We start from the raw sequence: 16,936 nt of genomic DNA, 5'->3' as shown, positions 1-16,936 counted from the left end.
CCCCCCAGGAGCTTGGTGGTGGCGGTGCCTGCTGGGCCGCCCGCCTTCGAGGTTCTGTAGGATTTCACCTCTTGCCTGTCAACGGAACCTCGGCGCTCAGGTCCGGGCAACGGGATGGCCAACCCGTCGGCGATCCTCCCACTCCGGCCGCAGTTGCGCCATGACCAGCTCGTCGCGGTGCACGCCTTTGAAAAACGCGCTGCCGCGCGAAATACCCTCAGCCGTGAAGCCGACAGCTTCGTAGGCGCGCCGGGCGCGATGATTGTCCGGGAAAAGCCCAATGCAGAGCCGATAGGCGTCGGTCTCGACGAAAACCCGATCAACCGTCGCTGCCAGAAGCATTCTGCCGTGGCCTTGTCCTGGTGCGATGACGGCGATGCGCTTGACCAGCGTCACGCGCTCGGCAGAGGCCCATTGGCGAAGGATGACGAAGCCGATCGGCACTGAACCATCGACACCGACAAAATAGGCATGACTGTCGTCGAAAAGGGCCTCGCGATGACGCGCCTCGTCCCAGCGCCCGACAAAGGCGTCATAGCCCTCGCGCCGCTCGGTCGCCATGATGAAGGGCAGGTCATTTCCGGTAGCGCGTACGAGCTGGAAGTTCATGTGCGCCTCAGCCAGAGAAGCGTGGCGCCAGTTCCTCGATGCGGCGGATCATCGCCTGAAATTCCTCGGAGATGCGCTGGTGGAGCTTGACCGCGATCTCGGGGTATTCCTCCAGGATGCGGCGGAACATCTTGCGGCTGAGCCGCATCACTTCCGAATCGATTTCGGCCGACGCGCTGGTCAGCCGATTGGTGTCGGCGATCAATGCCAGTTCGCTCAGGATCGTGCCGGGGCCGGCCGTGCCTATCGGGATGCGTTCGCCATTCTGCTCACGGTAGAGCACGATGCGCCCGCTGACCACGATATAGGCAGAATCGGCCTCGTCCTCCTCGCGGTAAAGCTTGTGGTTGGCGCTCAGCCTGGTGTTCTCGGCGCCAAAGGCGAGCAGGCGCAGCTGTTCCTGCGTGAAGCCCTCGAAGAGCCTCACGGCGGACAGGATGCGGATGTCGTCATCCAGCGCCATCTAGCTATGTCCCCGAACCGACAGTCCGACTCCTCCTCTGCGAGTTCGATCCAAACCACCTCCAGCTTCAGGACCGTACCCGAAAAGCGTCCCCGCCCGACCGCTCATTGGATAATGAAATGTTTAAGGAACCAGCTTGTAGCCGCCGCTTTCTGTCACAAGAATTTCCGCATTGGAAGGATCGCGCTCGATCTTCTGACGCAGCCGGTAGACATGGGTTTCCAGCGTGTGCGTGGTGACGCCGGAATTGTAGCCCCAGACTTCCTCGAGCAGCACATCGCGCGTCACCACCTTCTGGTCGGCGCGATAGAGATATTTGATGATCGAGGCCTCCTTCTCCGTCAGCCGCACCTTGCCGCCGCGCGGGTCGAGCAGCAGTTTTTGGCTGGGCTTGAAGGTGTAGGGCCCGACCGAGAAGGTGGCGTCCTCGCTCTGCTCATGCTGGCGCAATTGCGCCCGGATGCGCGCAAGCAGCACGGCGAAGCGGAACGGCTTCGTCACATAGTCGTTGGCGCCGGCCTCGAGACCCAGAATCGTATCCGAATCGGTGTCGTGGCCGGTGAGCATGATGATGGGCGCCTTGTAGCCGCCCTTGCGCAGGATCTTCACCGCTTCGCGGCCGTCCATGTCGGGCAGCCCGACATCCATGATGAGCAGATCGATGAGGCCGCCGCGTGCGGCGGCGACACCTTTTGCCGCAGTCGATTCCTGCAGCACGTCGAATTCCTCGTAAAGGGACAATTGCTCGACCAGTGTGCCGCGCAGGTCGTCATCGTCGTCGACGATCAGAATGGTGCGTGAAGTCATGGATCAATCCGTTGTTTTGAAAAGAAAATTCAGTTGACCGCTGCCTGTTTATGCGGAAGCTGACCGGCACAACACCCGATCACAGTGATTTGTTCCGTGGCACGATCATACAAGAAAAAACACGATCGCAATGCAGCCGGCGCAATTTTGCGAAAAGGGCTGCGCGTGCTGACCGTGCGGGCCAGGCCCGGTCATCCAAGCCAGGGCCTGCTGCAGGCCGGCAAAACGGTGTTTGCCTGTGCGCTGGGGCGGGGCGGCATCTCGGCCGGCAAGCGCGAAGGCGACGGCGCCACGCCGCTGGCCTCGATGCGGATCCTGTCGGGATATTTCCGGGGAGATCAGTTCACCAGCGGCCGCAAGACCCGTCTGGCGATGACGCCGATCGGGCCTGATCTCGGCTGGTGCGAAGTGCCTGACGACCGCAACTATAACAGGCCGGTCAAGATTCCCTATGGCGCCAGCCACGAACGCATGCGGCGCGACGACCGGCTCTACGACGCCTGCCTGGTGCTCGACTGGAACCTGGCGCCACGCCGACGCGGGCGCGGCAGCGCCATCTTCTTTCATCTAGCGCGCCCCGGCTTCACGCCGACGCAAGGCTGTGTGGCTGTGACGGCGCAAACCATGGCGCGGCTGCTGCCGCTGCTGTCGGACCGGACGGTGGTGAGGGTGGTGAGGTAGGGCAGTAGGGCAGTAGGGCAGTGCGCCTTGATTTTCCCTACTGCCCTACTCCCTTCCCTTACGACCAGACTGCTGCCAGCCGATGTCGAGAAGGCCGAGGCGGCCCATCTCGCGGTCCATGGCGCGTGCGATGTCCTTGCGCCTGGCGCCGACGTCGCGCAGTTGCCGATCCGACAGGTCTTCGACGTTCTGGTGTGGGAGATTGATCGCGACCCTGGCGTGACGTAACCAGTCAAGGGTCTCGGTCAGCCAGTTCGGACGAGCGATGGATGAATTCAAAGCGATGATGGACATGGTGTGATCCGTTCTCTCCGGATATCAAATCCGGCTTGATGATGTTTCGATGGTTGGATCATGCCAGATTGAAATCGCTGTGAGAAACGAGTAGTTTTCTCTAGATTATCAAGTTTTATTTGAGGATAGAATGGCTCGCCTGCTGCCAGGAACTCGCGCCTTGAGGACGCTGGAAGCCGCGGCCAGGCACCTCAATTTCACTCGCGCGGCCGACGAGCTGGGCCTGACGCCAGCCGCCGTCAGCCACCAGATCAAGGAAATCGAGGATCAGCTTGGGCTTGTGCTGTTTACGCGCACCAGCCGCACCATCCGGCTGACCGAGGCGGGCACGGTGCTCTTCGAGGCGTCGACCGACGCGCTCGACCTGCTTGGCCGGGCCGTTTCGCGGGCGCAAAAGCTGACGCGCGGCACCGCGTTGCTGAAAGTGACTCTCGATGCACAGTTCGCGTCAAAATGGCTGATGCGGCGCGTCGACGATTTTCGCAAGCATCACCCCAATATCGAGCTGAGATTCGACATCGCCTACGAAGTGCGGGATTTCGAACTCGATGACATCGATGTCGGCATTCGGTTCGGCGCCGGCAAATATCCGGGCCTTCGCGCCCACCGGCTGTTCGACAACATCCTCATTCCGGTGTGCAGCCCGAGCCTCTTGACGTCCGGTCCGCCGCTGCGCGAACCGCGCGATCTTTTCAATCACACGCTTGCCCATATCGAATGGTCGCGACAAGGCGTGACATGGCCGAACTGGCGGATGTGGATGGCGGCGGCCGGCGTCCACGATTTCGACGACAGCCGGACTGTCGTGTTCGGAAACTCCACGGACGCCGTCCAGGCGGCGCTCGACGGCAATGCCGTCGCGCTCGCCGATTTCGCCATGGTGGCCAACGACCTCTCCCAAGGCAGGCTGGTGCAGCCTTTCGAACTCGGCCTGCGGGTGGCGCCCGAGTTCGCCTATTTCCTGGTCTATCCCGAGAGCGCTGGCGACGATCCGCGTATCGTCGCCTTTCGCGAATGGATTCTCGAGGAAGTCGCCAAGACGCGGACCACGGACAAAGGGCAGTAGGGCAGTAGGGCAGTAGGGCAGTAGGGCAGTAGGGCAGTAGGGATGGGCGTCGGTGCCGCCTTCGGCCCCCTATTCCCCTGCCTTTGATCAGCTTGCCGCCGCGCCGAACCAGCCGATCACTGCGCCGATGATCAGCAGCACGCCAAGCCAGTGGCCGCCGTCGATGAGGGTCAGGTCCCAGCCGAAATTCTCGTAGCGGTGGTTGACCGAGAGCGTCGTGGCGACGAAGCCCAGCCAAAGCACGAAGCCGAAGACAAGGCCGGCCAGCAGTGTCGGCTCGCCGCCGGTCATCGCGCCGACGACCAGGGCCATGATGTAGGCCATGACCAGTTCGGCAATGAAGCTGATGACGAAGGGCAGCGGCGATTTCTTCATCGTGGCCGGATCAAGCTTGGCGGCCTTCAGCCACGGCTTGCTCAGGCCCATGTACCAGGCGGCGCCGAACAGCCATGCCACGATTGCGGCGGCGATCACCGCCAGCCAGTTCACTGCTGAAAAATCCATGAGCTTCCCCCTCAGATGCGGGTGTGATGGAACGCCTGTTCGGCGATCACGTCAAGCAAAGCGCCAGACGGTCGTGCGCTTGATCAGGGAATCCTCCAGTGCCCGCGTGACGGCGACTTCATAGACCGCAAGCGGTTCCAGCCCCGCCTTCGGCATATACGACCGGCCGGGATCGCCGACGAGGATCTCGGCGCCACGCGCCTTCAGGGTTGCGAACCACGGCATCAGCCGGTCGGCGAAGGATTTGTCGTAGAAGACGTCGCCGGCCAGGATCACGTCCCATCCCGCATCGGTGCCGATGCAATCCGTGCCGAGGAATTCGATCCCGACATCGTTGGCCTCGCTGTTGAGCCGGATCGCGGTCGCGCAAAACGGATCGATGTCGGTGGCGATCACCTTGGCAGCACCCGCCTTGACGGCGGCGATAGCGACAAGGCCGGAGCCGGAGGCAAAGTCGAGCACGCGCTTGCCCCGCACCGTGCCGGGATTGTCCAGGACGTAACGGGCAAGGCCTTGGCCGCCGGCCCAGGCAAAGGCCCAGAAGGGCGGCGGCAGGCCGATCTCGACCAGCTCGTCCTCTGTCCGCTGCCACAGATCATGCGCTTCATCGGCAAGATGAAGCAGGATTTCCGGCACGTGCGGCGGCGCCATCAGCGCCGTGTTGTCGAGAATGAATTGTTTCGCGCTGTTCGGCGTCAGCGCCGTCACGGAGCGGGCGTCAGGCCGCCCATGCGGCAGACTTCCTTCCATTCGGCCGGCGTCACCGGCTGCACGGAAAGCCGTCCGAGCCGCACCAGCGCCATGTCGGCAAGCTTTGGATTGGCCTTGACCTCTTCCAGCGTCGGCGGGTTCGGCACATCCTGGACGGCGCGGATGTCCACGCATTCCCAGCGCGGATCATCCGACGTGGTGTCGGGATGGGCAAGCGCGCAGACTTCGGCGATGCCGACCACGTTCAGCCCCTCGTTGGAATGATAGAAGAAGCCGAGATCGCCGATCTGCATCGCCTTCATGTTGTTGCGCGCCGCATAGTTGCGCACGCCGTCCCATTGCGTGCCGGCCTTGCCCTTGGCCTTCAATGCCTCGAAGGAGAAGACCGAGGGTTCGGATTTGAACAGCCAGTAGTTCATGTCTTTTCTCCTCCTTGGGGTTGCGCGCCGACGACCGGGATCAACTAGCTGCCGGCTTGTTGAACGTCCAGTTCCACGGGCGGATTTCGACGCTTTCGAACAGCCCGGCCTTAGCGTAGGGGTCGGCGGCCGACAGGGCCTGTGCACCCGCCATGTCGGGTGCTTCGACGACGACGAGGCTGCCATTGGGCTTGCCTTCGGCGTCAAGGAACGGACCGGCGAAGGCCAGCTTCTTGTCGCCGTTCAACCCTTCGAGAAAGGCAACATGTTCGGGCCGCGTGTCGAGGCGCACCTGCAGGCTTCCGGGCTTGTCCTTGCAAATCACGGCAAACAGCATGGTCTTCTCCTGGTCTTGGGGATCAAAGTCGTGGGGATCAATCGTTGGTTTCGGTCTTCAGCGGCCGGGTCATCAGAGCCGTCACAGCCTGCCGGATAGTAATGGTGCCGTCCAGTATGGCGGCGACGGCGGCGATGATCGGCGCGTCGATGTTGCGCTCGGTGGCGATGCGGGCAGCGATCGCGGCCGTCGGCACGCCCTCGGCCAGCGGCAATCCGGCAAGCGGCTTGCCTTGCCCAAGCGCCAGCCCATAGGCGAAATTGCGCGACTGTGTGGACGAGCAGGTGAGCAGCAGGTCACCAAGGCCGGAAAGCCCCATCAAGGTCTCGGGCCTGGCGCCGAAGGCGGCGCCGATGCGGCGCAGTTCGACAAAGCCGCGCGTCACCATGGCGGCCTGGGCGCTGGCGCCGAGCCCGGCGCCGGTGACAGCACCGGCGGCAATGGCGAAGACGTTCTTCAAGGCGCCACCGATCTCGACGCCGATCAGGTCGTCACTCGAATAGCAGCGCAGGTTCTCCGCCGAAAAGCGGGCGGCGAGGTCGGCGGCCAATGCCTCGTCGCGGGCGGCGACCACAACGGCCGTCGGCAGGCCGCGGGCGACATCGGTGGCGAAGCTTGGACCCGACAGGGCGGCGACCGGATTCTGCGGCAGGATCTCTTCGACGATTGCCGACAGCAAGGCGCCCGTGTCGCGCTCGATGCCCTTGGCGCAGAGAACCAGCGGGATGCCCGCCGGCATATGGTCCTTCGCGGCTGCCAGCGTCGCCCGCAGCGATTGCGCCGGCGTCACCGCCAGCACGCAATCGGCGCCGGCAAGTGCCACCTTGATGTCGCCCGTCGCTTCGATACCGGGTGCAATGGCGATGCCGGGTAGATAGCGCGGATTTTCGCCATGGCCGATCGCAGCGACGGTTTCCGGGTCGCGCGCGAACAGCCGGACCGAATGACCGGCGCGTAGCATCGCCAGTGCCAGCGCGGTGCCCCAGGCGCCGCCGCCAAGCACGGTGACACGCCAGCCGCTCTTGCCCAGGTTCATATCCTGGCCAGTCATGCCTTGGCTCCGCGCCGGCCGGAGCCGACCATCGGCGTCGAAATGCTGTCCAGCGGCCAGCGCGAGCGCGGCACGAAATCGAAGCCGTTCTCCTGCGCCATGCCGGCGCGCAGCCGCTCGACGCCGGCCCAGGCGATCATCGCCGCATTGTCGGTGCAAAGTTTCAGCGGCGGCGCAATGAAGCTGAAGTCGGCCTCGGCACAGAGCCGCTCCAGCATCGCCTTGATCGTGCGGTTGGCGGCGACACCGCCGGCCACGACGAGTGCCGGGTTCCTGGCGTCGGGAAACGTCTCGCGAAAGCGCGTCAGCGCGCGAGAAACGCGGTCGGCCAGCGCATCGGCGACGGCCACCTGGAAGGAGGCGCAGATGTCGGCGACGTCCTGGTCGCTCAAGGGAGCAATGGCGGTCGCCGCCTGACGCACGGCGGTCTTGAGGCCGGAGAAGGAGAAGTCGGGCTGAGCCGAGCCCTTCATCGGACGCGGAAAGGCAAAGCGTGAGGCATTGCCGGCCTGTGCCGCCTTCTCGACATTCGGTCCGCCGGGATAGGGCAGGCCGAGCATCTTGGCCGTCTTGTCGAAGGCTTCGCCGAGCGCGTCGTCTATGGTGGTTGCCCAGCGCTGATAGTCGCCGACGCCACGCACGGCGAGGATCTGCGTATGACCGCCGGAAACCAGCAGCAGCAAATAGGGAAAATTGAGCCCGTCGGTCAGCCGTGCGGTCAAGGCATGACCTTCGAGGTGGTTGATGGCGATCAGCGGCTTGTTTGCCGCAGCGGCGATCGCCTTGGCCGTCATCAGCCCGACGATCAGCCCGCCGACGAGGCCGGGACCGGCGGTGGCGGCAATCGCGTCGATGTCGGCGAGCGCCACGCCCGAATCGGCAAGGGCCGCCTCGATGATGCCGTCCAGCGCCTCGACATGGGCGCGCGCTGCGATTTCCGGCACGACGCCGCCGAATGCGGCATGTTCCTCCATCTGGCTGAGCACGATGTTGGACAGGATTTTTGGCGCGGCATTGCCATCCACAGCCACGACGCTGGCGGCGGTCTCGTCACAACTCGTCTCTATGCCCAGCACGCGGATCAATTCGTCGCTATCCCAAGAGATTGTCTGTCAGGCCTTTCCCCGTTAGGAGAAAGTCCGGAAAGGCCTCGGTTATTTTAGCCGCATTTCTGCGACGCCAAGTGGTTCCACTTGGCTGCAAAATGCTCAGGCCGGGGGTTATCACGGACCGCGCGCCATGCAAACAATCTTGAGAATCGGAACACGCGGCAGCCCGCTGGCGTTGGCACAGGCGCAGGAAACGCAGGCGCGACTGATGGCCGCGCACGGCATGCCGGCGGAGGCCTTCGAGATCGTCGTCATCTCGACCAGCGGCGACCGCATCCAGGACCGGCCGCTGTCGGAAGCCGGCGGCAAGGGTCTGTTCACCAAGGAGATCGAGGAGGCGCTGCTGGCGGGCCGGATCGACATCGCCGTGCATTCGTCGAAGGACATGCCGACGCAACTGCCCGACGGTCTCGAACTCTCAGCCTTCCTGCCGCGGGAGGATGCGCGCGACGCCTTTGTCGGCAGGGTGGCGAAGACGATTGCGGACCTGCCGCAAGGGGCGAAAGTCGGTTCGTCGTCGCTGCGGCGGCAGGCGCTGATCCGCCGCATGCGGCCGGATCTCGACGTGGTTATGTTCCGCGGCAATGTGCAGACGCGCCTGCGCAAGCTGGACGAAGGCGTCGCCGCCGGCACGATCCTCGCCTATGCCGGGCTGAAGCGGCTCGGGCTCGAGCATGTCGCCACCGACCTGATGCCGATCGACCTCTTCCCGCCGGCGCCAGGGCAAGGCGCGATCGGCATCGAGACCCGCATCGGCGATCGCGATGCCGAAAAGATGCTGGTGGCAATCCATGATGTTCCGACCGGTCAGGCGCTGGCCTGCGAGCGCGCCTTCCTGGCGGCGCTCGACGGTTCCTGTCGCACGCCGATCGCTGGTTATGCGGCGATCGAGGCCGGGAAACTGTCGTTCGCAGGGCTGATCATATCGCCCGACGGCACGCTGTCGCACACAGTCGAGCTGCAGGGACCGGCGCAAGACGCCGCCCGTATCGGCGCCGAAGCAGCCAGGACGGTGAGGGACAAGGCCGGCGAAAAGTTCTTCGACGGCTGGCTCTGAAATGCTTCACGTCCTGGTGACGAGACCGGAACCGGGCGCCTCGCGCACAGCGCGGCAGCTTCGGGAGACAGGGTTTCTGCCGATTCTTCTGCCTCTGACCGAAACGGTGGCGCTGCCGGTTGATCCCGGGTTCGTCCCGGACGATGCCATCGCCGTTGCCATCACCAGCGCCAATGCCGTGCGCCATGCGCCGGAAGACGTCATCGCGGCGCTCGCCGCCTTGCCTTGCCATGCCGTCGGCAAAAGGACGGCGGAAGCCGCGCGCAAAGCGGGGTTCTTGTCGGTCAGCGAAGGCCCGGGCAATGCCGAAGGTCTCGCCGGCAGTCTTGCTGCTGATCTCTCGGGCAAGACCATTGTCTATCTCTGTGGACGCGTGCGATTTCCGGCCTTCGAACATGAGCTCAAGGCGGCGAGCGTTCAGGTCCACGCCGTCGAAACATATGACACGCTACAGATGGGTTATTCGGACGAAACCATCCTCGAGCGTCTGTCCGGCCAACCTGCCGATGCGGTGCTGCTTTATTCAGCCAAGGCGGCTGCCGCGATGCAGGTCCTGGCTAGACGGCCCGCTCTGCACGGGCTCTTTGAAAAAACGTGGTTTTTCGCACTTTCCAACCGCATCGCGGCAGTCCTCGACGATACCGCCAGCGAAAGAATCCGCATTGCCGCACAGCCCGACGAGGAAGCGCTGCTGGCGCTTTTGCGAGCGTGAGCTGAGCCGCGTCATCACACGGCCCCTTTTCACCGCTTGGTGATGTGCTAGACCCTTTCTGAACCATCATGCGCCGCAGGGCGTTGAGACGAAGCGAATTGTGCGGAGCCCAGGCATGGTCAAGACGCCGAAGATGCGACACTCAAAAAGCCGCCGCGAGCCGGTGACCATCGATCTGGAGCCGGGCGCCGTCTCACGCATCGCCGACGAGGATGCCGCCAAGACGCAGGCCGGCACAGATGAAGCGCCAGTGGAGGCCACGGAAACCTCTCGATCCGCAGTTCCCGAAGAGCCGGTTCATGCCGACCAGACCGATCTCGAGCCCTGGGAGCATGCGGATGCCGCCGCAGGGCCAGCGGAGACGCAAGCGCCGGCAGATGCCGGAGCCAAGGCCGCCGAACCAGAGCTCCCTTATCCCGGTTCGGATGCTCCGCCCAACCGCGCCAAAGCCTTCGACTACAGTTTCGAGGATGCGTCGGCAAAGCGCACCCAGACCGATAGCAGCAAGGCAGAAGCCGAGACACGGGACGACAGAATGGCGCCGGCACCTCCCCCTGAAAAGCGTGGCGGCCTCAACGGCATCGCTGCCGGCATCATCGGCGGTGTCATCGCGCTGGTCGGCGCCGGCGGGCTGCAGTTTGCCGGCCTGCTCGGCGCACCGGGCTCCGGCGCCAGTGTCTCGCTCGATGGCGTCAATGGCGATATCGCTTCGCTGAAGGTCGAAATCGCCGGCTTGAAGGACTCTGGCGGCAACAGCGATGCAGCGGCCAAGGTGGTCGGCCTGTCCTCGGGCCTGGAGCAGGTCAAGGCCGATGTCGCGGCGCTGAAATCGGCGGTCGAGAAAGGTGGAGCAGGCGACACCGCCGGGCTCACTGCACTGGGTGACAAGGTCGCGCAGATCGAAACGGCGGTCGCCGCGCTCGGCAAGGCCGGCAGCACGGCCCCGGTCGATCTCGGCCCGCTCAACGAAAAACTGGCTGGTCTCGACGCGCAGGTGAAGTCGGTCGGCGAGGCGACCACGGCGCAGGATGGCCGGCTGACCGCGCTGGAGCAGTCGGTGTCGCAGCTTTCCGGCAAGGTCGAGGCGGCGGCCGGACAGCCGAAGATCGCGCTCGCCATCGCTGCCTCGGCATTGAAGGCGGCGCTCGAGCGTGGCGCGCCGTTCTCGGCCGAACTCGAAACCTTCGCCGCGATTTCGCCGGACGCACCGCAGCTTGCGATCTTGCGCACCTACGCCGAAAAGGGCGTTCCGACCCGCGCCGAGATCGCTACGCAAGCGGATGCCGCCGCCAGTGCCATGGTCGCCGCTGCGACGCCTGTCGATGAGAATGCCGGCTTCCTGCAGAATCTGATGTCGAGCGCCGAATCGCTGGTCAAGGTCAGGCCGATCGGCGCCGTCGAGGGCGCCGGTGCACCGGAAACCGTCGCGCGCATGGAGGCGGCGGTCAACCAGGGCGACTACGCCAAGGCGCTCAGTGAATACGACACGCTGCCCGCAGCCGCCAAGGCTGCCGGCGCTGATTTTGCCGGCAAACTGAAGGCACGCATCGAGGTCGAAACCCAGGTTGACGCGCTGATCTCCGGCGCGATGAAGGCATGAGGGCAACACTATGATCCGCCTGCTCGCCTTCCTCATCGTCGTCTTCGCACTCGGGCTGGGCTTTGCCTGGCTGGCCGACCGGCCGGGCGACATGGTCGTCACTTTCAACGGTTATCAATACCAGGTCAGCCTGATGGTGGCGGCGGTGGCTGTCGTTGCCGTGGTCGCGGCCGTGATGATCCTTTGGTGGCTGCTCAAGTCGCTGTGGAACAGCCCCTACACCATCTCGCGCTATTTCCGTGTCCGCCGCCGCGACCGTGGTTATCAGGCGTTGTCGACCGGCATGATCGCGGCCGGCGCCGGTGACGGCGCGCTGGCCCGTAAGAAGACCAAGGAAGCCGCCAAGCTGATCCGCTCCGACCAGGAACCGCTGATCCATCTGCTCGAGGCGCAGGCGTCGCTGCTCGAAGGCGATCATGAAGGCGCGCGGCAGAAATTCGAGAGCATGCTCGACGATCCCGAAATGCGGCTGTTGGGTTTGCGCGGGCTCTATCTCGAAGCCGAACGGCTCGGCGACCGCAACGCCGCCCGGCACTATGCCGGCCGTGCTGCCGCTGTGGCGCCGCAGCTGGCGTGGGCAGCCGAATCGACGCTGGAAGAGCTGACCGCACGCGGCGATTGGGACGGCGCCTTGAAACTGGTCGACGCGCAGAAGTCGACACGGCAGATCGAACGCGACGCGGCCACCCGCCGCCGCGCCGTGCTGCTGACCGCCAAGGCGCAGGCGCTTGCCGACAGCGATCCCGCTGCCGCCAGAACCGCGGCGATCGAGGCAAACCGGCTGCGACCGGACTTCGCGCCCGCCGCCGTTGCCGCCGCCGCCGCGCTGTTCAAACAGAACGACGTGCGCAAGGGCTCAAAGATCCTCGAGGCGGCGTGGAAGGCCGAGCCGCATCCGGAGGTCGCCGAACTCTATACCCATGCCAGACCGGGCGACGCCGTGCTCGACCGCCTCAACCGGGCGAAGAAGCTGCAGGAGATGAAGAAGAACCACGCCGAGTCGTCGATGACGGTGGCGCGCGCCGCACTCGACGCGCAGGATTTCTCGACCGCCCGCCGCGAGGCCGAGGCCGCGATCCGGATGGATCGCCGCGAGGGCGCCTATCTGCTGCTCGCCGACATCGAGGAGGCCGAGACCGGCGACCAGGGCAAGGTGCGGCAACTGCTGTCGAGGGCGGTGCGGGCGCCGCGCGATCCGGCCTGGGTCGCCGACGGCGTGGTGTCCGAACATTGGGCGCCGGTGTCACCGATTACCGGCCGGCTCGATGCCTTCGAATGGCGCGCGCCGATGGAGCGTCTCGGCCAGTTGATCGACAGCCATGAGGATGCACCAGCCAGCGCGGCGCCGGTCATTGAAGCACTGGCAAAGCCGATAAGCGAAAAAAAGCCGGCCGACGTGATCGATGACGCCGGTCAGGGCGAGGCAGGCGGCAAGGACGCCGAGAGCCACGAGGATCATGTCAAGCCAATCACGGCGGCGGCCTTCGCCGCGGTGCCGACCGATGCCGAGGCTGTCGAGCCGGCCGAGGAGCTTGCACGGCTGCCGGACGATCCCGGCGTCGATCCGGACGAGGAAGCGGAAAAATCGCCGCGCCGGTTTCGGCTGTTTTGAATTGGGCCGGCCGTCAGCCCCCCTCTGACTCAAGGAGATAGAGCACGATGTCGTCCGAAAACCGCTTCACACTTTTCGGCATCATGCTCTGAGGAATGGACTTATGTTTGAACGCGTTCTGTCATTTCTCAGGGATTTGCCGGCCGGCGCCGACACGCATGCCAGCACGGACGATCCGCGCATCGCGGCCTCGGCGCTTCTCTACCATGTGATGAATGCCGATGGTGTGCGCCAGGATGTCGAGTGGGAGCGGTTCAAGGCGGTGCTGGCGGAGAGCTACTCGATCAGCGGCGCCGAACTCGAAGCGCTCGTCGCCGCCGGCGAGCGGGCCGACAATGAGGCGATCGATCTCTATGCCTTCACCAGTGTCTTGAAGCGCCATCTCGATGCCGATGCGCGCAAGGCCTTCATCGGCCTGATGTGGGAGATCGTCTATGCCGATGGCGAGCTGCACGAGCTGGAGGATAACACCGTCTGGCGCGTTGCCGAGCTGATCGGCGTCGAACGCCGCGACCGCGTCGAGGCGCGCCGCAAGGCGGCGGCGCACGCGCCCGGCGCCACCGGAACATCGAACGACGAATAGACGGGATTTCGCCTACCCATGCCGCGCCAAACGAGTTCGAAGCCCAAAATCCTGATCGTGCTGCATCAGGAGAATTCGAGCCCCGGACGTGTCGGCCACATGCTTCTGGAGGAGGGCTTCGATCTCGACATCCGCCGGCCGCCGCTGGGCGACACCTTGCCGGAAACGCTGGACGGCCATGCCGGCACGGTGGTGTTCGGCGGCCCGATGAGCGCCAATGACGATGACGAGTTCGTCCGCCGCGAGACCAACTGGCTGGAAATACCGCTCAAGGAGAACCGACCGTTCCTCGGCATCTGCCTTGGCGCGCAGATGCTGGCCAATCATCTCGGCGGCAAGGTCGTGGGGCATGGCGAAGGGCTGGTCGAGATCGGCTGGTACAAGCTGAAGGCGACCGAAGCCGGCAAGCAACTGATGCACTGGCCTGAGATGGTCTATCAGTTCCACCGCGAGGGCTTTTCGCTGCCCAGGGACGCGACGCTGCTGGCGACGGCCGAGACCTATCCCAACCAGGCCTTCCGCTATGGCGACAATGCCTGGGGCATCCAGTTCCATGGCGAGTTGACCAGGGTGATGATGCAGCGCTGGGTGGTGCGCGGCGCGCATCGCTTCGAGTTGCCGGGCGCGCAGCCCGGCCGCGATCATCTCGGCGGCCGGCTGATCTGGGACATGCATCTCAAGCGCTGGCTGGACGAATTCCTGCGGGTGATTTTCGGCAAGCCGGCAGCGCGATAAGGTCAGTTTCGCCCGTTGAGGTGGCGGACCTTACGCAGTTGCGGGAACAGCACCATCCACAGGCCGGCGACGACGATGGCGCCGACGCCGCCGACCACCACGGCCGGCACGGTGCCGATCAGCGCCGCCATGGTACCGGCGCGGAATTCGCCCAGTTCGTTGGAGGCGCCGACGAAGACCTGGTTGACGGCATTAACACGGCCACGCACGTGGTCGGGCGTCCACAGCTGGATCAGGGTCTCCCTGATGTAGACGCTGAACATGTCGGTGGCGCCAAGGAAGGCAAGGGCGACGATCGACAGCCAGGTGATGGTCGACAGGCCGAACAGCACGGTGAAGGCGCCGAACGACGCGGCGGAGGCCAGCATGATCATGCCGGCGTGGTTGCGGAGCGGATGCCCGGCCAGCCAGATCGCGACGCAAATGGCGCCGACGCTGGGCGCCGAGCGCAGCAGGCCGAGCCCCCAGGGACCGAGCTGGAGGATGTCGCGCGCGTAGACCGGCAGCAGCGCCGAGGCGCCGGACAGGAGCACGGCGAACAGATCGAGCGAGATGGCGCCCAGCACGATCTTCTCGCTCCAGATATAGCTGAACCCGCCTAACAGGTGCTGCATGGTCGGCTTTTCCGTCTCCGTGCGCTGCGACGGCTTCGGGATGGTGAAGATCAGCAGCCCGGACACAAGCATCAGGACAGCGGCGGTGCCGTAGGCCACTTCCGGCGAAACGCCGTAGAGCAGGCCGCCGGCGACCGGGCCAACGATGGTCGCCGTCTGCCAGGCCGATGAATTCCAGGCGATGGCGTTGGCGAAATCCTCCGATGGCACCAGATTGGCGAACAGCGAGGCCGAGGCCGGGCCGAAGAAGGCGCGGGCGACACCGAACATGGCGAGTACGGCGAAGATCGGCAGCGGTCCACTGATACCGCGCAGCGTCAGGAGCAGCAGCGCCAGCGCACAGATCGCTTCCACCACCACGGCCAGCGCCATGATCAGGCGGCGGCCGAAGCGGTCGGCGACGACCCCGGTGACCAGCACCAGCAGCAGCGACGGCAGGAACTGGACGATGCCGACCAGGCCGAGATCGAGCGGGTCACGGGTCAAATCGTACATCTGCCAGCCGACCGCGACGGACACGATCATGGTGGCGAAGGTGGTGAGGAAGCGCGCCGCCCAATAGCTCAGGAAGGAGCGGTGGCGGAACGCGGCATAGCGCTGGTCCGGCGAGGTTTGTGCTGATGTCATGGAGTGAGGCCCCGTTGCGATGGCATCGGCCGGCGGGGCACTTCCCGGATGGGTGCTGTTCCGACCAAGGGAACTTCTAGTAAAGTTCGCCGCGGATATGCGTTAAAATCAGTGCTGGATCAAGGAATTTTCAGCCTGCTTCATCGCCCGCACGGGGAAGTTACTGCCTCAGCGCGGCGGAAATGGCGTCGAGGCCGCCGCTCAATTCGGCTTCCGTCGGCCAGCCAAAGCCGACGCGGAAGAAGCGCTTCTCCATTTCGAACCAGTGGCCGGGTCCGACATAGGTGCCGTGGTTCTCCAGCAGGTTCACATAGAACCGGTCGAGGTCGAAGCCGGGATCGACGTTCAGGCGGGGGAACCCGACGACACCACCTTCAGGCCGAACCCAGTCGACCAGTGGTTCGCGGTCGATCCAGGTCTGGACGATGTCGCGGCGTTTGGCCATTTCGGGCAGCAGCGTCGCCAGGAAGGCGTCCCGGCGCTCAAGCATGCCGCGCGCAATGCCTTCGTCGATGACGCTGCCGCAGATGCCGATCTGCTCCTTGGCGGCGAGGAATTTCTCCTGAAGTGCCGCATCCCTGGTGACCAGCCAGCCGATGCGGATGCCGGGAATGCCGAAAGCCTTGGACAGCGATGAAACGCTGATCGCCTTCGGGCTGAGCGATGCCGCCGACGGCAGGCGGCGGCCGTAGGAGAGGTCGCGGTAGGTCTCGTCGACCAGCAGACGGCAGTTCCTGCTTTCCGCGAGCGCCACCAGCGCATCGAGCTCGGTTCGGCTCATCATCGTGCCGGTCGGGTTGTGCGGGCAGGTGACGCTGATCAGTTTCGTGTTCGGCTGTATCGCCGCCTTGACACGTTCGACATCGATGGCGAAGCCTTCTTCGAAGGCCAGGTCGACAAAGCTGATGGCGCAGCCGATCGCCCTTGGGGTTTCGATGTTGGTGGCGTAGTTGGGCCTGATGACGACGAGATGGTCGTTCGCCGACAAGAGCGAGGTCGAGATGATGAACAGCGCGCCGGCGGCACCGGCGGTGACCAGGACATCGTCAGGCGAAGTGCCGGCGTCCTGCGCCGATATCAGCGCGCGCAAATCCTTGTCGCCGCGATGCTCGCCATAGAAAAGCGTGAGATCAGGCAGTGACAGGCCGATGTCCGAGAGTTTCTGGTCGGCGATCGAACTTTCGGAGAGATTGTAGCGGATGCGGTCGTAGCCGTATTCCTCCGGCGCCTCTTTCTCGATCACCATCCTGGTGTAGTTCATGGCTTCCCCCCAAAGACCTTGTCGGCCCCATCCAAGCCATAAAAACATGAAGCCTGCCAAGGCGGATTCGCCGGCAGGTTCCAA

At 64.7% G+C, this 16,936-nt stretch carries 20 protein-coding genes; 8 read left to right on the top strand and 12 right to left on the bottom strand.

Annotated elements, in window-relative coordinates; genetic code table 11:
* Positions 1-96 precede the first annotated feature (96 nt).
* From EN993_RS02035 to EN993_RS02025, 3 genes are all read right to left on the bottom strand, one after another.
* Positions 97-609, bottom strand: a complete 513-nt coding sequence (locus EN993_RS02035) for a GNAT family N-acetyltransferase (RefSeq protein WP_127262240.1) — start codon at positions 607-609, stop codon at positions 97-99.
* 7 nt (positions 610-616) lie between these two features.
* Positions 617-1,072, bottom strand: a complete 456-nt coding sequence (locus tag EN993_RS02030; RefSeq protein ID WP_126066875.1) for a Crp/Fnr family transcriptional regulator — start codon at positions 1,070-1,072, stop codon at positions 617-619.
* A gap of 123 nt (positions 1,073-1,195) precedes the next feature.
* Positions 1,196-1,879, bottom strand: a complete 684-nt coding sequence (locus tag EN993_RS02025) for a response regulator transcription factor (protein WP_013528898.1) — start codon at positions 1,877-1,879, stop codon at positions 1,196-1,198.
* 144 nt (positions 1,880-2,023) lie between these two features.
* Here EN993_RS02025 and EN993_RS02020 point away from each other — a divergent pair, with 144 nt between their 5' ends.
* The gene (locus EN993_RS02020; protein WP_164548813.1) at positions 2,024-2,560 is read left to right on the top strand and encodes a L,D-transpeptidase; all 537 of its coding nucleotides are present in this window, start codon (positions 2,024-2,026) and stop codon (positions 2,558-2,560) included.
* A gap of 45 nt (positions 2,561-2,605) precedes the next feature.
* On the opposite strand, the gene EN993_RS02015 is transcribed toward EN993_RS02020, so the two are convergent.
* On the bottom strand, positions 2,606-2,854 hold the full coding sequence (locus EN993_RS02015; RefSeq protein WP_109663933.1) for a hypothetical protein: 249 nt from the start codon (positions 2,852-2,854) through the stop codon (positions 2,606-2,608).
* A gap of 130 nt (positions 2,855-2,984) precedes the next feature.
* Here EN993_RS02015 and gcvA point away from each other — a divergent pair, with 130 nt between their 5' ends.
* Positions 2,985-3,920 (top strand): transcriptional regulator GcvA, encoded by a 936-nt coding sequence (gene gcvA / locus EN993_RS02010; protein WP_109663936.1) that lies wholly within the window; start codon positions 2,985-2,987, stop codon positions 3,918-3,920.
* A gap of 87 nt (positions 3,921-4,007) precedes the next feature.
* On the opposite strand, the gene EN993_RS02005 is transcribed toward gcvA, so the two are convergent.
* From EN993_RS02005 to tsaD, 6 genes are read right to left on the bottom strand one after another with little or no spacing between them, the layout of a single operon-like run.
* Positions 4,008-4,424: a DUF1761 domain-containing protein gene (locus tag EN993_RS02005; RefSeq protein ID WP_109663939.1), complete on the bottom strand. Its 417-nt coding sequence runs from the start codon at positions 4,422-4,424 to the stop codon at positions 4,008-4,010.
* 51 nt (positions 4,425-4,475) lie between these two features.
* Positions 4,476-5,075 (bottom strand): methyltransferase, encoded by a 600-nt coding sequence (locus EN993_RS02000; protein WP_206532336.1) that lies wholly within the window; start codon positions 5,073-5,075, stop codon positions 4,476-4,478.
* A 53-nt stretch (positions 5,076-5,128) separates the two neighbouring features.
* The gene (locus EN993_RS01995) at positions 5,129-5,554 is read right to left on the bottom strand and encodes an EVE domain-containing protein (protein ID WP_109663946.1); all 426 of its coding nucleotides are present in this window, start codon (positions 5,552-5,554) and stop codon (positions 5,129-5,131) included.
* Between the two features lie 40 nt (positions 5,555-5,594).
* On the bottom strand, positions 5,595-5,891 hold the full coding sequence (locus EN993_RS01990; protein ID WP_109663949.1) for a YciI-like protein: 297 nt from the start codon (positions 5,889-5,891) through the stop codon (positions 5,595-5,597).
* Positions 5,892-5,928: 37 nt separating this feature from the next.
* Positions 5,929-6,942 (bottom strand): NAD(P)H-dependent glycerol-3-phosphate dehydrogenase, encoded by a 1,014-nt coding sequence (locus EN993_RS01985; RefSeq protein ID WP_127262239.1) that lies wholly within the window; start codon positions 6,940-6,942, stop codon positions 5,929-5,931.
* Positions 6,939-8,024 (bottom strand): tRNA (adenosine(37)-N6)-threonylcarbamoyltransferase complex transferase subunit TsaD, encoded by a 1,086-nt coding sequence (tsaD, locus tag EN993_RS01980; RefSeq protein ID WP_206532335.1) that lies wholly within the window; start codon positions 8,022-8,024, stop codon positions 6,939-6,941. The genes EN993_RS01985 and tsaD overlap by 4 nt, the downstream gene beginning before the upstream one ends.
* 157 nt (positions 8,025-8,181) lie before the next feature.
* On the opposite strand from tsaD, the gene hemC reads away from it, so the two are divergent.
* The 6 genes from hemC to EN993_RS01950 all read left to right on the top strand — a co-directional run bounded on the left by hemC (position 8,182) and on the right by EN993_RS01950 (position 14,350).
* The gene (gene hemC, locus EN993_RS01975) at positions 8,182-9,108 is read left to right on the top strand and encodes a hydroxymethylbilane synthase (protein ID WP_127262237.1); all 927 of its coding nucleotides are present in this window, start codon (positions 8,182-8,184) and stop codon (positions 9,106-9,108) included.
* A gap of 1 nt (position 9,109) precedes the next feature.
* Positions 9,110-9,820, top strand: coding sequence for a uroporphyrinogen-III synthase (locus tag EN993_RS01970; RefSeq protein ID WP_127262236.1), 711 nt, complete (start codon positions 9,110-9,112; stop codon positions 9,818-9,820).
* Between the two features lie 115 nt (positions 9,821-9,935).
* Positions 9,936-11,420: a COG4223 family protein gene (locus EN993_RS01965; RefSeq protein ID WP_127262235.1), complete on the top strand. Its 1,485-nt coding sequence runs from the start codon at positions 9,936-9,938 to the stop codon at positions 11,418-11,420.
* 10 nt (positions 11,421-11,430) lie between these two features.
* Complete coding sequence (locus EN993_RS01960; protein ID WP_127262234.1) at positions 11,431-13,032, top strand: heme biosynthesis protein HemY; 1,602 nt, start codon at positions 11,431-11,433, stop codon at positions 13,030-13,032.
* 103 nt (positions 13,033-13,135) lie between these two features.
* Positions 13,136-13,615, top strand: a complete 480-nt coding sequence (locus EN993_RS01955; RefSeq protein WP_126066871.1) for a TerB family tellurite resistance protein — start codon at positions 13,136-13,138, stop codon at positions 13,613-13,615.
* Positions 13,616-13,633: 18 nt separating this feature from the next.
* The gene (locus EN993_RS01950) at positions 13,634-14,350 is read left to right on the top strand and encodes a glutamine amidotransferase (RefSeq protein WP_127262233.1); all 717 of its coding nucleotides are present in this window, start codon (positions 13,634-13,636) and stop codon (positions 14,348-14,350) included.
* A 2-nt stretch (positions 14,351-14,352) separates the two neighbouring features.
* Here the strand turns inward: EN993_RS01950 and EN993_RS01945 are convergent, their stop codons facing one another.
* Together EN993_RS01945 and EN993_RS01940 are read right to left on the bottom strand one after the other, a co-directional pair.
* Entirely contained in the window at positions 14,353-15,591 is a 1,239-nt protein-coding gene (locus EN993_RS01945) for an MFS transporter (RefSeq protein ID WP_126066869.1), read from the bottom strand.
* A 160-nt stretch (positions 15,592-15,751) separates the two neighbouring features.
* Positions 15,752-16,852, bottom strand: a complete 1,101-nt coding sequence (locus tag EN993_RS01940; protein ID WP_127262232.1) for a pyridoxal phosphate-dependent aminotransferase — start codon at positions 16,850-16,852, stop codon at positions 15,752-15,754.
* Positions 16,853-16,936: the final 84 nt, after the last annotated feature.

Source organism: Mesorhizobium sp. M7D.F.Ca.US.004.01.2.1 (genome assembly GCF_003997785.1).
GTDB classification, from domain to species: domain Bacteria; phylum Pseudomonadota; class Alphaproteobacteria; order Rhizobiales; family Rhizobiaceae; genus Mesorhizobium; species Mesorhizobium loti.
This window is presented reverse-complemented; position numbering and strand designations above follow the sequence as displayed.